The organism is Moorena sp. SIO4A1, from assembly GCF_010672065.1.
In the GTDB taxonomy this organism is placed as follows: Bacteria; Cyanobacteriota; Cyanobacteriia; order Cyanobacteriales; family Coleofasciculaceae; genus Moorena.
Map to the genome: position 1 here is coordinate 53,098 of NZ_JAAHHX010000015.1, position 15,528 is coordinate 68,625.

General features: G+C 44.4%; 16 protein-coding genes and 1 pseudogene. 7 read left to right on the forward strand and 10 right to left on the reverse strand.

All coding sequences use genetic code 11. The annotated features are described in order from the left end of the window. Positions 1 to 157 precede the first annotated feature (157 nt). Together psbA and F6K53_RS14505 are read right to left on the reverse strand one after the other, a co-directional pair. Positions 158 to 1,237 carry a photosystem II q(b) protein gene (gene psbA, locus F6K53_RS14500; protein WP_271968296.1) on the reverse strand — a complete coding sequence of 360 codons (1,080 nt, stop codon included), beginning with the start codon at positions 1,235 to 1,237 and terminating at the stop codon, positions 158 to 160. Between the two features lie 488 nt (positions 1,238 to 1,725). Then, positions 1,726 to 1,851: pseudogene (locus tag F6K53_RS14505) on the reverse strand (photosystem II protein D); the annotation flags it as partial. Between the two features lie 43 nt (positions 1,852 to 1,894). Between F6K53_RS14505 and F6K53_RS14510 the strand changes: the two are divergent. The 3 genes from F6K53_RS14510 (at position 1,895) to F6K53_RS14520 (ending at position 3,317) form a co-directional block, all read left to right on the forward strand. Further along, a complete protein-coding gene (locus F6K53_RS14510) occupies positions 1,895 to 1,960 on the forward strand; it encodes a hypothetical protein (RefSeq protein ID WP_293081196.1) in 66 nt (21 codons plus the stop codon). Next, the gene (locus tag F6K53_RS14515; protein ID WP_293081181.1) at positions 1,957 to 2,109 is read left to right on the forward strand and encodes an element excision factor XisH family protein; all 153 of its coding nucleotides are present in this window, start codon (positions 1,957 to 1,959) and stop codon (positions 2,107 to 2,109) included. The genes F6K53_RS14510 and F6K53_RS14515 overlap by 4 nt, the downstream gene beginning before the upstream one ends. A gap of 497 nt (positions 2,110 to 2,606) precedes the next feature. Continuing rightward, positions 2,607 to 3,317 (forward strand): CatA-like O-acetyltransferase, encoded by a 711-nt coding sequence (locus tag F6K53_RS14520; protein ID WP_293066521.1) that lies wholly within the window; start codon positions 2,607 to 2,609, stop codon positions 3,315 to 3,317. A 254-nt stretch (positions 3,318 to 3,571) separates the two neighbouring features. Here the strand turns inward: F6K53_RS14520 and F6K53_RS14525 are convergent, their stop codons facing one another. Next, on the reverse strand, positions 3,572 to 7,369 hold the full coding sequence (locus F6K53_RS14525) for a HEAT repeat domain-containing protein (protein ID WP_293066518.1): 3,798 nt from the start codon (positions 7,367 to 7,369) through the stop codon (positions 3,572 to 3,574). A 237-nt stretch (positions 7,370 to 7,606) separates the two neighbouring features. Between F6K53_RS14525 and F6K53_RS14530 the strand changes: the two genes are divergently transcribed. Next, positions 7,607 to 7,768: a hypothetical protein gene (locus F6K53_RS14530; protein WP_293066515.1), complete on the forward strand. Its 162-nt coding sequence runs from the start codon at positions 7,607 to 7,609 to the stop codon at positions 7,766 to 7,768. 68 nt (positions 7,769 to 7,836) lie between these two features. Here the strand turns inward: F6K53_RS14530 and F6K53_RS14535 are convergent, their stop codons facing one another. Next, positions 7,837 to 8,058, reverse strand: a complete 222-nt coding sequence (locus F6K53_RS14535; protein WP_293066512.1) for a hypothetical protein — start codon at positions 8,056 to 8,058, stop codon at positions 7,837 to 7,839. A gap of 270 nt (positions 8,059 to 8,328) precedes the next feature. Between F6K53_RS14535 and F6K53_RS14540 the strand changes: the two genes are divergently transcribed. Next, positions 8,329 to 8,598 (forward strand): Asr1405/Asl0597 family protein, encoded by a 270-nt coding sequence (locus F6K53_RS14540; RefSeq protein ID WP_293021268.1) that lies wholly within the window; start codon positions 8,329 to 8,331, stop codon positions 8,596 to 8,598. Between the two features lie 190 nt (positions 8,599 to 8,788). Next, positions 8,789 to 9,865 (forward strand): ABC transporter ATP-binding protein, encoded by a 1,077-nt coding sequence (locus F6K53_RS14545; protein WP_293021267.1) that lies wholly within the window; start codon positions 8,789 to 8,791, stop codon positions 9,863 to 9,865. Here F6K53_RS14545 and F6K53_RS14550 read toward each other — a convergent pair. The 6 genes from F6K53_RS14550 to F6K53_RS14575 all read right to left on the reverse strand — a co-directional run bounded on the left by F6K53_RS14550 (position 9,845) and on the right by F6K53_RS14575 (position 15,055). After that, positions 9,845 to 9,973 (reverse strand): hypothetical protein, encoded by a 129-nt coding sequence (locus F6K53_RS14550; RefSeq protein ID WP_293021265.1) that lies wholly within the window; start codon positions 9,971 to 9,973, stop codon positions 9,845 to 9,847. The genes F6K53_RS14545 and F6K53_RS14550 overlap by 21 nt on opposite strands. Positions 9,974 to 10,076: 103 nt before the next feature. Further along, on the reverse strand, positions 10,077 to 10,934 hold the full coding sequence (locus F6K53_RS14555; protein ID WP_293081184.1) for a DUF4231 domain-containing protein: 858 nt from the start codon (positions 10,932 to 10,934) through the stop codon (positions 10,077 to 10,079). Between the two features lie 311 nt (positions 10,935 to 11,245). Beyond that, positions 11,246 to 12,166 carry an NAD(+) kinase gene (locus tag F6K53_RS14560; RefSeq protein WP_293021261.1) on the reverse strand — a complete coding sequence of 307 codons (921 nt, stop codon included), beginning with the start codon at positions 12,164 to 12,166 and terminating at the stop codon, positions 11,246 to 11,248. A 96-nt stretch (positions 12,167 to 12,262) separates the two neighbouring features. Continuing rightward, positions 12,263 to 12,409: a hypothetical protein gene (locus tag F6K53_RS14565; RefSeq protein WP_293066660.1), complete on the reverse strand. Its 147-nt coding sequence runs from the start codon at positions 12,407 to 12,409 to the stop codon at positions 12,263 to 12,265. Between the two features lie 365 nt (positions 12,410 to 12,774). Further along, the gene (locus tag F6K53_RS14570) at positions 12,775 to 14,664 is read right to left on the reverse strand and encodes a methyl-accepting chemotaxis protein (protein WP_293081187.1); all 1,890 of its coding nucleotides are present in this window, start codon (positions 14,662 to 14,664) and stop codon (positions 12,775 to 12,777) included. A 205-nt stretch (positions 14,665 to 14,869) separates the two neighbouring features. Then, positions 14,870 to 15,055 carry a hypothetical protein gene (locus tag F6K53_RS14575; protein WP_293081190.1) on the reverse strand — a complete coding sequence of 62 codons (186 nt, stop codon included), beginning with the start codon at positions 15,053 to 15,055 and terminating at the stop codon, positions 14,870 to 14,872. Positions 15,056 to 15,354: 299 nt separating this feature from the next. On the opposite strand from F6K53_RS14575, the gene F6K53_RS14580 reads away from it, so the two are divergent. After that, entirely contained in the window at positions 15,355 to 15,513 is a 159-nt protein-coding gene (locus F6K53_RS14580) for a hypothetical protein (protein WP_293081193.1), read from the forward strand. The last annotated feature ends 15 nt before the right edge of the window (positions 15,514 to 15,528 follow it).

The window sequence follows — 15,528 nt, forward strand, 5'->3', positions numbered from 1 at the left end:
TAAGCTGAGAGCTGAGAGCTGAGAGCTGAGAGCTGATAGCTCAGAGATGAGAGCTAATAGCTGAGAGCTGATAGCTGAATGCTTACTATCAAACAAAAAAGCGCTCCCCATATGGAGAGCGCTTTTTATTAACTTAGCGTATTAAACCAAGTTGAAATTAACCGTTGATGACTGGAGCAGTCAAAGCTACAGGAGTAGCTTCAGCCGCAGCTAGGTCTAGAGGGAAGTTGTGAGCGTTACGCTCGTGCATTACCTCGAAACCTAGGTTAGCCCGGTTAAGTACATCAGCCCAGGTGTTGATCACGTGACCTTGTGAGTCAATGATGCTCTGGTTGAAGTTGAAGCCATTCAGGTTAAATGCCATGGTGCTGATGCCCAGTGCAGTAAACCAGATGCCGATTACAGGCCATGCACCCAAGAAGAAGTGCAAGGAACGGCTGTTGTTGAAGGAAGCGTATTGGAAGATTAAACGACCGAAGTAGCCGTGAGCTGCAACGATGTTGTAAGTTTCTTCCTCTTGACCGAACTTGTAACCATAGTTCTGAGACTCAGTTTCAGTAGTCTCACGTACTAAGGAGGAGGTTACCAAAGAACCGTGCATTGCACTGAACAAGGAACCACCGAATACACCAGCTACACCTAGCATGTGGAACGGGTGCATTAGGATGTTGTGCTCAGCTTGGAACACAAACATGAAGTTGAAGGTTCCGCTGATACCGAGAGGCATACCATCGGAGAAAGAACCTTGTCCGATTGGGTAGATCAGGAACACGGCGCTAGCAGCTGCAACGGGTGCGCTGTAAGCGACGCAGATCCAAGGACGCATACCTAAACGGTAGCTTAGTTCCCACTCACGACCCATGTAGGCAAATACACCAATCAGGAAGTGGAACACTACCAACTGGTAAGGGCCACCGTTGTATAGCCACTCATCTAGAGAAGCAGCTTCCCAGATTGGGTAGAAGTGTAAGCCAATGGCGTTAGAAGAAGGAACAACAGCACCAGAGATGATGTTGTTTCCATACATCAGGGAGCCAGCAACGGGCTCGCGGATACCATCGATGTCCACAGGAGGAGCAGCGATGAATGCAATGATGAAGCAGGTGGTAGCAGCTAGCAGGGTTGGGATCATTAATACACCAAACCAACCTACATAGAGGCGGTTGTTGGTGGAGGTAACCCAATTGCAGAACTGAGACCACACAGAGGTATTGCTCTGTTGTAATACAGTAGTCATGTTCTAATGATTGCGGGTATGAATATGAAGTTATCGAGGTTCGTCCGGCTTGTGTGTGCCTTCATGTACTTATGTTAAGTAATATGTTTAGTTTTGTAAAGGGTTTTGCGAGTAATTGTCCCTCAGTTTATTAAATAATGTAAATAAGTAAGACTTATATTACGTAAGTATTGACAAATTAAGATAAATGTGTTAATAGCAAACAAAAATAGTGAAACAAAAATAGCGTTCGCGTTTGGCCGTAGGCCACGCGGGGCGCGTTCGCGCAGCGTCGGGCTTTGCCTAAAGTGTGACCAAAGGTCAATCGCAAACAGATCAAATGCGATCGCTCGCTACTAGGACTTCCCCATCGGGTTTTTGCGATTAATGATTAAACCACAGGTAAAAGGGTCTTGACAAAGAAGCAATGATTAATGACAGACAAACAAAAAAGCGCTCTCCATCTGGAGAGCGCTTTTTTTATTCAAGTAGATTAAGCCAAGTTGAAATTAGCCGTTGATCGCTGGAGCAGTCAAAGCTACAGGAGTAGCTTCAGCAGCTGCTAGGTCTAGAGGGAAGTTGTGAGCGTTACGCTCGTGCATTACCTCGAAACCTAGGTTGGCACGGTTTAGTACTTTAATTGAAAGCTTTGAAGATGAAGGACTATATCGTGCTATGATGGAAGTTAAAGATGAAACACCTTTAAGTTTGGAAGAAGCATTAGCAGAACTCGACAAAGAATGAAAACTGAATATCTTCACATTGGTCAATTCATTAACTATCGAGTAGCCTTAAAGGTAAAAGATCCAGAACGACAATTATTTCTGGCGATTCCCGATACCACCTACCAAAGGTTTTTTCAGAAAGAATTCCCTCAAATTGTTATTCAATAGTACCAACTTAAACTATTATAGCGTTTATCATACCTTTGAGGTACACATTATTTTTTTTCTATTCCCTATTCCCTATTCCCTATTCCCTATTCCCTATTCCCTATTCCCTATTCCCTATTCCCTGCTCCCTGCTCCCTGCTCCCTAAAACCCAGAGATTTGTACCTCATGGGTATAATACTTGCTATAAGTTATGACATTGATAATGAGGTAATTGTATCATGGAAAAGCTAGAAAAGCTTCAAACTTATCGCAGCATAATCAAGCAACTACTCAGTCAATATGCCAGTTACAAACANTATTCCCTATTCCCTATTCCCTATTCCCTATTCCCTATTCCCTATTCCCTATTCCCTATTCCCTATTCCCTATTCCCTATTCCCTATTCCCTATTCCCTATTCCCTATTCCCTATTCCCTATTCCCTGTTCCCTGTTCCCTGTTCCCTAAAATCCAGAAATTTTGTACCTCATAGCTATGAGAATTTATATAGTTAAATCATGGATGATTTAAATTACTATTTAGACAAATACGATGCTATACCCTTAGATACTGATCAATACAAAAATAGTTATGTCGGCTGGGCACTAGACTTTTTTATTGATGAAACAAAGGTAATAAATCCTTATTTAGATATTACGTTACGATTAGACTTAACCGATGCGGAAACTAATTATAAGGATAATTTTAAGAATGACTATTCCACCTTTACGTGTTTCTTAATCTGGAAATTACTTAAAGCCCTGAAAGATCATCCTTCTTTTTGGTGGAGATTTATTAACCAGAAATGGTATCAAATTAATAACCCACCATTATTTTGTCCGACAGCAGTGGGAGGCGAAGCTCGATTTTTACCAATAATCATTAATAATGCCACAAAATTAGGATGGCTTGAATTTTCAGAACTATACAAAAATACCAAAGACAGTATTTTCGCTAATCCTATATGCTCTAATAATAGAGATATCTCCTATGCTTACCAACTATGTCAATTTGTTGGTAATCTTCCTGGCTTGGATTTTTTAAGTTTTGCTATGCAGACAGGTCGTGGAAATACCCAGAGTTTTTTCTACTTTGGGAAGCGAACCTACTACGAAAATCAGCAAAGATTAACGGTTCCTTTAGCTATAAAATTTCACCATAGCAATTTAGATCCATTCCTAATCGAATTGTTAGTTAAGGATTATCTAGCTGAATTAAGTAAGCTTTAATACAGTAGTTTTTACTTGGGTGAGTACAGAGTTTCTGGTTTTAGGGAACAGGGAACAGGGAACAGGGAATAGGGAAGACAGAAGAGGGAACAGGGCAAAAATTCTGTATACCTCATTAGGCTAAAAACCGCTATAGATCAATAGGCAAAACTGCGCTCAATCCCTACTCCCTACTCCCTACTCCCTACTCCCTACTCCCTACTCCCTACTCCCTACTCCCTACTCCCTACTCCCTACTCCCTACTCCCTACTCCCTACAACTCAATCGAATAATAATCCAAAGCACCAACTCCCGCACCCTGAGTCCACCGTGAATCAGGTTTCCAAGCACCATTGATTTCTTCCCGACGGCGAGTGTAGACAGTGAGCTGATTATCCTTTACTTTCAGTAGATTATATTGCCAAGGATAACCGGGTATGAGTTCTCTGGTGGGTGCGCCAAAGGTGCCAGCACCAATTTGGTCGAGTTTGCGCCCAGTTGGACTGAGGTCGTAACGGAAAAGGCTGGTTTCGGCTTTGTGGATGTGTCCGTGGAGGAAAAAGCGGAATCCAGCTTGGGCGAGTTGTTCCATGAATCCTTGGTCGGTAATCCTATCGCTTCCAGCACTATTCAGGGCATGGTGCCAAACCGCAATTTTCAGGCAGTTGCCGTAGTCTGGGTTACGGCGAATTTCGGTCAGGGCGTTGCTCAGAGCACCGGAGTGGATACTAGCACGGTCTCTGAAGTAGCGATCCAGTTCCCAAGCGGAGTTTAGTCCTAGGATCAGCAAGTTTTGCTCTGGGAAATAGTCGATAATGGCTTGCTGGTCATAGTCGAGGGGATAGGGTTCAGTTTTGATAGCTTGATAGAATTGGCTGAAGTGGGTAAACCGTTGTTGGTATTTGGCTTCATCTCGGACTCGAATCACATCTTCACCTTTGATGTAGTGACCCTCTTTGAGTTCACCATCGTAGTCTTCGAGATCCAATAACTGATAACCCCGCTTTGCTAGTTCCCAATTGAGGTCATGGTTACCAGGAACTAGAACAATTTGCTTCGAGTCTAGGGAAAAGTCTTGGCGGAGGTTGTCGAGAAACTGTTGTGCTGCCTGGTATTCGTCTGGAGTGGAATAATTCGCGATATCACCGGAGAGGATAAGAGCATCAAGGTGAGGGATTTGAAGGTCTTGGATTAGGTCTTGGGCGAGTTGGTTTGACCAAAGGGTAGCTTGCTCAGGGGTGGTGATGTGGAGGTCCGAGAGGTGGAGGATGTACATGGTTTGAGTCGGTTTGGGACAATAGATTGGGTTGTAGACTTGGTAGCGCTCTTGAATGGCGTTAAGGGCATTTATGATTTCAGAAAAAATATCTTTATCATTAGTTGCTGCCGATTCTTCCTTGTTCAGGAGATTAATCAGTTTAGGAATAGTGGCTTCTGTGCCAATTTTTCCCAGAGCTTCTGCCGCATGCGTACGCACAGAATAGTAGTGATCATACAGCAATTTAATTAAGGGGTCGATGGTGGCTTCTGTCCCGATTTTTTCCAGAGCATCTGCCGCACTCCTACGCACATCAGGGTGGTCATCATCCAGCAATTTAATTAAGGGGTCGATGGTGGCTTCTGTCCCGATTTTTCCCAGAGCATCTGCCGCACTCCTACGCACATCAGGGTGGTCATCATCCAGCAATTTAATTAAGGGGTCTATCGTGGATTTTGTCCCCATATTTCCCAGAGCTTCTGCCCCCATATAACGCACCTGCCAGTTGTCATCATCCAGCAATTTAATTAAGGGGTCGATGGTGGCTTCTGTCCCGATATTTCCCAGAGCAGATGCCGCACTATAACGCACCTGCCAGTTGTCATCATCCAGCAATTTAATTAAGGGGTCGATGGTGGCTTCTGTCCCGATGTTTCCCAGAGCTTCTGCCGCACTACTACGCACCAAATAGTGGTAATCATCCAGCAATTTTTTAATTAACGGGTCGATGGTGGCTTCTGTGCCGATTTTTCCCAGAGCTTCTGCCGCACTACTACGCACCAAATAGTGGTAATCATCCAGCAATTTTTTAATTAACGGGTCGATGGTGGCTTCTGTGCCGATTTTTCCCAGAGCTTGTGCCGCACTACTACGCACATATACGTCGGGATCATCGAGCAATTTAATTAAGGGGTCGATGGTGGCTTCTGTGCCGATTTTTCCCAGAGCTTGTGCCGCATTCCAACGCACATATACTTCGGGATCATCGAGCAATTTAATTAAGGGGTCGATGGTGGCTTCTGTGCCGATTTTTCCCAGAGCTTCTGCCGCATTACTACGCACCAAAGAGTTGTGATCATCCAGCAATTTAATTAACCGGTCAATCGGCAGTTTTTTTCTAATTTTTCCCAGAGCTTCTGCCGCACGACTACGCACCAAAGAGTTGTGATCATTCAGCAATTTAATTAAGGGGTCGATGGTGGCTTCTGTGCCAATTTTTCCCAGAGCTTCTGCCGCACGACTACGCACCAAAGAGTTGTGATCATTCAGCAATTTAATTAAGGGGTATATGGTGGCTTCTATGCCGATTTTTCCCAGAGCATCTGCCACACGACTACGCACATATGAGTCATGATCATCTAGGCATTTACTTAGCTTAGGTATCGCTTTTTCTAATTCCGTTATTTCCAACAAATGAACCTTAACTAAGGTCGGAACGTCTAACCGAGCCACTAACTCAACAGTCTGCTCCTGAAACTCGGGTTTTACTGCTCCTGCTAACCTCGCTCCTAGTTGCCAATCCATTGCTAACCCTAACTTTACCAACCGCTGGGCTTGGGATTGATCATCTAGCAATTGCAGCATCAGCACCAGAGGTTCTGTCCATTTCAAATAATTGAGATAGTTCTGTTGCAATTCCTGATCACTAAGACGTGGTAATTGCTTCAATAAATATTCGGCTGTATAGTATTCTTGGATAAGTTGATGTCGAAACTCAATCAACTCTCCTGATTGTTGAATCAAGTGATGCTTCAGTAAGTCCTTTAGCCAAGTCCTAGCGCGAACTTTAGGATCGAGACAACCATTCTGACCTAGATAGTTAGTTAAAATTTCCTCGGCTTTTGTCTTAGGAATAGCAACAGTAATCTCTTTGGGCTTATCCCCTGCTGTCATCACAAACCCTAACTCTTGCAGCAAGTCAGTCCAAAATCCTCTTGATTCCTCGGAAACCTTAACATCTTGCTTGATGTTATCAGAATAGAACTGGGTAAATGAGCGAAACACTAACCCCAGATTCGATGGTATCTCTCCCTTATCCTGAAACAGGGCACACAGCATCATCAATAGTAGGGGGGTTTGCCCAAATTCCCGTAAGCGATCGCCCAACTGCTCAAGCATCTGCTCTCCCTGTTGTGGCAAATACTTTCGGACAAACTCCGACATTTGCTCTACACTCAAGGGTTGCATTTCCAACTTCTTCTGAATCCCCAAGTCACCACCTACTCCTAAATCCCTAGTGGTGAAAATCATTGGAGTACGCTTCTGGTAATCCTGCCGAAACTGAGTCAAATCCACACGTGCTGCTTCTGAGGGTAGCTCGTTAACGCCATCAATCAGTAACCAGAATTCTCCCTCAAACAATAGTCTTTCGATCTCGGTGGAGTCGAGGAGTAGACCATGGCGTATAAGAAAATTCCGCACTAACTCCAGCACGGATGTCTGGTAATATCGCAGTTCCACCAGCACCGGAATTTTGCTTGGTATCCCTTCATCCCCCAACAATCGCACTAAGGCGGTGGATTTACCCGAACCCGGACGTCCCACTAGTAAGACATGGTCAGTAGCATACTTGCGCAATCCTTCTAGGACAGGCAATCGCTCAATTTCTTTTTGATTTTTGTCTTCTTCCGGATTTTGGTCTCTTTGTGGCTGCTCCGACTTGATGGTTTGCACCATTAGGCCAAAATCAAACAGCATAGGGGTTCGTTGCTGCTGCTTGGGCTTGCGGCCTTCGACATCAGTGAGGGTATAAACTTGCCACCATTGGGCGTAGGTGTTACGGATTGATTCTAGATAGGGATCCCAATTGACCATGTTAAGGATGAATTATGAAGGTTGAATTATCTGGCACCCTTGTGATTTATTCTAGCTGGGCAGCTGAGTTGGTGGGCAGTGCTTTGCTATGGGATCGGGAGCTGAGCTGATTGGTCTGCTGCACTGCCCACCCTACATCGGCTGAGTTGGTGGAACTGGCATCTTGCCAGTTTCAATATATGTTGGGGCGGGCAGTTGGTGGGCAGTGCTTTGCTATGGGATCGGGAGCTGAGCTGATTGGTCTGCTGCACTGCCCACCCTACATCGGCTGAGTTGGTGGAACTGGCATCTTGCCAGTTTCAATATATGTTGGGGCGGGCAGTTGGTGGGCAGTGCTTTGCTATGGGATCGGGAGCTGTACTGATTGCTCTGCTGCACTGCCCACCCTACATCGGCTGAGTTGGTGGAACTGGCATCTTGCCAGTTTCAATATATGTTGGGGCCGGCAGTTGGTGGGCAGTGCTTTGCTATGGGATCGGGAGCTGTACTGATTGCTCTGCTGCACTGCCCACCCTACATCGGCTGAGTTGGTGGAACTGGCATCTTGCCAGTTTCAATATATGTTGGGGCGGCCAGTTGGTGGGCAGTGCTTTGCTATGGGATCGGGAGCTGTACTGATTGCTCTGCTGCACTGCCCACCCTACATCGGCTGGTGTGATTGTGATTGTAGTTGCAATTATAGTTGACAAAATTATCTATAAGTGCTTATACCCCTTGCCCTAGATATTTCCATCTCCTGATCACCCCATTTCCCGGTCTTCCAGTGCTATTCTCCGACTGGCAACTGTTAGGATAATATTTTTTTTGTAAATTAGTTGAGAAAGCTTTGCATTTGACCCCTAGATAGACTAAACTAGTCTAGGAGTATTAGCAATAACTAATCCCTGGCTGCTCAAATCTTCCCTTAACCGAGGCAGCTTGGTTCCAGCTTTTAACAAAAAACTATAGCATTATTGATTATGGATCCATCTATATCTGAATCAGAGGCCAGTCAAGTGATTGAGATCAAGTGGGGAGAGCGATGGCAAGTCTATCGGCGCTTGCAAGAGCTAGAGATTCCCTGTCACTGTAAGACTGACCAGCCCTTGAAAGCTGAAATCGATAATGTCACGGCTTTGATTCAAATTTGGAGTATCCTCAGACAGCTAACCCTTCCGCGCCAAGAGTTAATATCCTGGCTCGATGATTGCTGGCGGCTTCCTAGCAAAAGGCGCAAGGAGAAACTTTAAGTAGTAGGTAAGCATTCAGCCCTCAGCGGTCAGCCGTCAGCTTTCCATAACTCAGATTAAACTACTGATCCTGCAGGTCTACTCAACCTTCAACCTTCAACCTTCAACCAACAAACCTTCAACCTCCCAACCTTCAACCTCCCAACCTGCCAACCTGCCAACCTTAAAAGAATACCTTTAAGATCCATTCATGACAAAACCAGCAATTCTACATTTAGAAGGGATTACTAAACACTTTGAGCAAACCACTGAGCCAGCAGTGGGGAATGTGTCGTTTACCCTCCATGAAGGGGATTTACTGGGATTAGTGGGGCCATCTGGCTGTGGCAAAACGACTTTACTGCGGATTGTAGCTGGGTTTGAGCGACCCCAAGCCGGACTAGTGGTATTGGCAGGACGGAAAGTGACTGGGCCAGGGTATTGGTTACCACCAGAACAGCGCAATACTGGTATGGTCTTTCAAGACTATGCTCTATTTCCTCATCTGACCGTAGCAGAGAATGTGGCGTTTGGGCTTAAGCAGAATCGGAAACAGAAGAGTGGTGTCTCGGTCAAGAATAATACGGAAGATGCGATCGCATTAGTCGGATTAGCTGGCATGGGCAAACGTTATCCCCACGAACTCTCTGGTGGTCAGCAGCAGCGAGTAGCCCTAGCCCGTGCCTTAGCCCCCAGACCTAAATTAATTCTATTGGATGAACCCCTCAGCAATCTCGATGTCCAAGTGCGTCTGCGGTTGCGTCAGGAAGTGCGAGCTATTCTCAAAGAAACCGGAACCTCTGCTATTTTTGTCACCCATGACCAAGAAGAAGCCTTATCGATATCCGACCAAGTGGGAGTCATGCGTTCTGGTCGATTAGAGCAATTGGGGACACCAGAAGAAATCTATACCAATCCCAGCTCTCGCTTTGTAGCAGAATTCGTCACCCAAGCCAACTTTTTACCAGCCCAACGCAGAGGAGACCTATGGGAAACAGAAGTAGGCTCCTTTGCCATCAGAGTCAATGATGCCATACTTAATACTAAACTCGATCAGCTGGAGGAAGGGGAGCTAATGCTTCGGGAAGAAAATGTTCTTCTCAAGCCTGATGATGACTCCACCGTAGTGATTCAAGACCGACATTTCCTAGGTCGTGAATACCGCTACTGTTTACAAACCGCTTCCGGCAAAAAACTCCACGCTCGCACCAACCTAAGCACTCAACTACCCGTAGGAAAGCGGGTGCGACTGTCTGTAGCTGACCCATCAGTACCGATTTTTGCCTGAGGGAAAAGGGAAAAGGGAAAAGGGAATAGGGAGTAGGGAGTAGGGAGTAGGGAGCAGGGAGCAGGGAGCAGGGAGCAGGGGTAAGAGTGCATAAAATTGTCCTGTCAACCTATCAACCTTCAACCTGTCAACCTTAAACCTGTCAACCTTAAACCTTCAACCTTAAACCTTCAACCTTAAACAACCTTCAACCTTCAACAGATTGAGTTAATCATGTATTCTGCTCCACTGATTCATTTCTATTAGACCCTGCCTCATTTTCATTAGAGGATTGGACTTGCTTGAGATGAATCTTATTCACCTGAACAATATAATGTTCTATGGCCTTTTGTGATTGTTGTTGACGTCGCGCGCCATCGGATGAATCAGAAAAGCGATAAGGTTGAGTGACTCCCAAGACAAATTTTTCCTGTTCCGCTTCTAACAATTCAACAGTAGTGTTGGCAGCAATCCAATTTTCTTGAAACGGAAAGGAAGTAGAGACACTAGCAACAATAGAAGCAATCGCTGGAAATATTACCGGGAGCCACTTTAGTAATGAAGAACCAGTTTCTAATTTGTCTAGCAAGACTAAAATTGGTGTTATTCCCGATAAAATAATGGTTAACATTTGGGCAACATAGTAAGCATTTCGGGAGGTCCTGCGGGTCTTTTTATAATCGTCAATCAACTCCTGGCTATAGGTTAATGCTTTTTCTATCGCTAGAGTTATGGGATTATTCTCTGTGGAATTATTACCGCACCACAGCCCACTACACAGTTTAGATTTTTTGATCAGTTGCGACTGATGAGTAGCTTCTTTATAGTCTTGCCACAATTGTTGATTAATTAGGAAAAGAAATATAAAAACCGCAAAACAAGCAGCGCTAACGATTTCCAAAATTTGACGCTCTGAGATAAAAATAGAGGCCATTCCAACCCCAACCCCAGCAGCCAGGAATAAAGAATAACCGATAGTTATTAAAACTGAAGGTTTTGAAATCGATGAAGAAGAGATTTGCTCTATTGTCTTAGGAATTTTATTATCTGGAATTGCTTCAATTTGAGGAGCTGCTTCAAAATTAGTCATTTTTTTTATATAATTATTAATAAAGTTAATCTAGTCAATTCTAGCAAGTGGGCATTGCTGATTGGTAGAATACTCAGAAATCCCACCGTTTAACCTCCTTTATGATTTATTTTTGGAATTTTGCTGTTTGACCCAGTGGTGCCTTACGGGGCGGGCTTTACCAACCCTGGCTACGAGGTTGAAAATGACGGGGAGCGCCCCTGAAGCACCACTAGCAACTTCCTACCCTACTTTATCTGCCCCCAATCTCCCCATCTCCCCATTTCCCAATCTCCCCATCTCCCCATCTCCCCATTAACTAACCAGTTGACTCAATTGCGGTGGTTGTTACTGTAGGTGACTCTAGTACCAGCCCACTGAAGCTTATTCCTTAAGGTCTGGTAATAGGAATACTGTTCCCTTAGGATAATGAACTTAGCCTGACAATCTGCTCTACGCACGTCCACCCGTTGTCCAGGCCAAATAGAGGTTGCCAGCACACCATCCATCCAGAGTTTAGTGTTTAGCTCATAATCCCCCAAGGGCCAGATACTGACAACAGAACCAGAGGGGAGCACGAAAGGACGACTGGAAAGGCTCATCGGACAAATCGGTGCGACTGCGATCGCTTCAATCGAGTCGTGCAAAATTGGACCATTAGCAGAAACAGTATAGCCAGTGGAACCAGTGGGAGTCCCAACAATTAGTCCATCCCCTTGGTATTGATCCACTACTTCTCCATCAATTTCCATTTCCAAAATTGAGGTAATCATCCGATCGGCAGAGGCAGGTTTAATACACATTTCATTGAGTGCCAAAAAGCGATCGCTAACGGGTGTAATGTCAGTGCGGTTTCCCCCAAACACAGCCCCCTGTAACATCATCCGCCGCTGAACTGCATAGCGGTCTTCTAATAGTCGGTCCCAAACTTGCTCAGTGTCTTTAAATTCTTCGATGGGTTGGGTCAGAAATCCCAGATGACCTCCAACATTTACTGCCAAAATTGGTATTCCTTCCGGAGCCAGATGTCTTGCCGCTGCCAATACTGTCCCATCCCCCCCGAGAACCACTGCCAAATCAATGGCTTCGGTGGCAGAAGCTAAAAAGACTGGGTAGGGATTATCTTTCGCGCCACTCGGTCCGATCAGAACCCTGCACTGGCGTGCTTCCAACTCCCGAGCGCATTTTTCTGCGCAACGTTTTCCTTGGGAGTCTCCAGCTTTGTGAATAATAATGACTTGCTTTAGCTGCACGTTACTGTTCTGGCTTACCCCTAGTGTTCACTGTTATTCTAGAGTAAATGCAGCAAACCAATTTCTAATTTCTGTAAACGTTCTTCGCTGGTAATTTTATAAATATTTCTTAGTTCTTCGTCTTCTATCATGGTTACAGCACTTTTCAATTAGGTGAGGTACAAATTTTTGGATGTTAGGGAACAGCGGATCTGGGAACAGGGAGCAGGGAGCAGGGAACAGGGAACAGGGAACAGGGAACATAAATTTTTGGAGTTGTAGAAACTACTTAACTATTTTATAGCAAGTTGAATTGTTTAAGTTAAATAATTTAATTTAACTTAAACAATCAGAAATAAATAACTTTTAAAAAAAACACGATATTCCTTCCTCTATTAAAAATATCACTTATTTTTATTTAAATTAAATTTGCACCAGTACCAAAAAAATCATATCGGAAGTAATAAGAATCTATTTAAGTAATAATCAAATATTATTACTGTTTTCTATTCCCTATTCCCTATTCCCTATTCCCTATTCCCTATTCCCTATTCCCTATTCCCTATTCCCTGTTCCCTATTCCCTATTCCCTGTTCCCTACCTTTACAGATATCTGAGTTTAAACTTTACTAAACCATGCGCTTGAGTTCCACAGCAGCTTGCTTAAGTTGCTCAGTACCCACTCTACTTTCAGTGATGCCAATAACAGTTTCTTTTGCCCCCTTGTTAACAGTGCTCATTGCTTGGAGAACTTGTTGAATGCCATCGACTTGCTGCTTTAGATTCAGAGAAATTTGTTGATTGTTTAACACCACATTGTTGACCGCATCTGCTACCCCAGTGAAAGCTTGAGCTGTTTTTTGAGCGATTTGCACTCCGGTCTTTACTGTTTTAGTTCCTTCATCCGTCACCATCACCGTTGAATTAATCTCGTTCTGGATTTGAGAAACTAAAACATTAATCTTTTGGGCAGATTGTTTACTCTGGTCTGCTAATTTACGAATCTCTGCAGCAACCACTGCAAAGCCTTTACCATGCTCTCCCGCACGCACGGCTTCTACTGATGCATTCAGTGCCAACATATTGGTTTGGTTTGCCAATTGAGAAACCAGCTCGGAGATGTCACCAATTTGATTGGTTTGCTGACTTAGACGCATACTCTGTTTAGCGATCGCATCCACCTTCTCTTCTAAGGTAGACATGCCGTCGAGGGTTTCCCCCACTGCTTGGGTACCGTTCTGAGTGAGCTGAAGTGCCTGCTTTGCAGCAATAGCGGCAGCATCGGCTTGCTCAGCGGACTGTCGGCAAGACGCTTCGAGCTGATCCATGGTGATGGTGGTTTCATTCACCGAGGCAGCTTGTTGACCAGCAATGCGTTCTTGCTGTTCGAGGGTAGAAAACATTTCCTGACTAGAGGTGGAGATGCCATTAACCAGTTGCTTAATCAGATTCACCAGTTGGCGTAACCTTACCATTGCCAGTGGCAGCACTGCCGCTATAGCAACCAAAATAATCAGGCTAGCCAGGATTTTAAAGGAGTTGACAGAGGCAAAAACTTCCCCCTTAGAAACGTGATTGATAACGAATAAGGGTTGCCGCTGCTCACCATTCGGAACAACTTTATAGTAACTGATCAGCTTATTAGTTCCTTGGTCAATCAGTCCCTGTTCACCTCTGAGAATTTGCTGGGCAATGTGTTTCGGATAATCTTTTGTCAAGTTCTGATCCGTGTTGAGTTCAAAACCCCACTCCTTTTTGGGGTTGGGATGAGAGAGGTAGTAGCCATCTTTATTGACCAGTAATGCCTCTTCTCCCTTGACTGCTAATTCTGTATCTGCAATAAATTTTATGAATTCCTCGGCAAATACATTAGCGATCACAATTCCTCTTTGTACCCCAGCTGAATCAAAAATCGGTGTAGCGTACCGAATCACTGGTTTATAAGGCTGTTTAATCACACCATTTTCCCGATGCAGCTCCACGGGTGACACATAGATACTGCCAGGAGACAACTTAATTGTCTCAGTAAAAAATGAACGCTTTGCTTTATTTTTTAGCTGGGCTTTGGGGATAACTATGATTTTAGTGCCGTCCGAATCGACTCGCACCATTTCATTGCCTTTCTCATCCAAATACCTGAGCTCCATATAATAGGGTTTCGCTTGCATCATGACAGCAAAGATGGTCTGCAACCGCTTAACCCAAGTATCGTAAGAAGAGTTATCTTGGTTATCTACTCCACCACCAGCTTTAGCTCGGATTATGCCTTGAATCGGGGGAACTTTGCTCAAAAACAGAACATCATCATTGATAGCATTTAAAAATGACAGGATATTTGCGGCTTCGTCAGCTACCTCTTCCTCTAGCTCATTTTTAGCTAAGTCTGATAAGGCATTGCTAGAGGAAGAAATACTATACCATCCCACAACAGACAGGGGAATAACACTACTTAAAAACAGCAGGAGCAGTATTTGATTCTGAAGTTTGCTGAAAAATTTTTTGGTAGATTTGGCAAACATAGCTGGTTACCTACAATTAGAGAATCCACAATAGAAAAGCCATTCCTCTTTAGGGGATGGGATAAGAGGCGAGGAAACTGATTGATTTAGCAATCTGTTGAGGCTACACTCATAGAATTCCCAACAAATATTGCTAAAGTCACAATGTCTGTTGTTTTTTGCCGCTTAAGAATTAAGCTATCAGTAGTCAGCTATAACCTTACTACTAGATCGGTTTCACTACATGAGTAAGACCACTAAATAAGGTGAGATTCTCACTCATCATTTGTGCTGTATTCTCGCTGTTAAATTGGTGTGCCTCTGTGCCATTTTCTGTGTATCGTGTCTCGCCAGCTTTCACAGCCGCCACGTATGTCTGATCCGTTACGTTGTAGACTACATACTTGACCATTTTTCTGGGACCCTGAATTTTGTTATTTTCAACGGAGCGACGGTTACACACTCGTCACTCGACTACAGTTAGCTGTCATACCAAATCCGGCTTAAAAACCCTCTTTATAACCCAGTCCTTGATCAGCGAACGAAAGTTTGTATAGCGGCAACTTCTTTCTCGTCTGGGTGCTTAGGCGGGAAATCATGGGCGGATTCGGTTTCAATAGCTACAAATAAGTACATAACGCTGAATGATGAACAACAGATAATCACTGATGATTCATCATTCTTAATCCATTTTGAACCGGAAGCTGTTACTTGGGGGTAAATTGCTGGGAACGGGAGCATGTCACTTATGCAGAAACATTAGTACGCTTATCTGGGGAATGGGGAATGGGGAATGGGGAATGGGGAATGGGGAATGGGGAATGGGGAATAGGTAATAGGGGGAGCATGGGGAGCCGGTCAATTTGGTGAGAACGCTTGAACTAC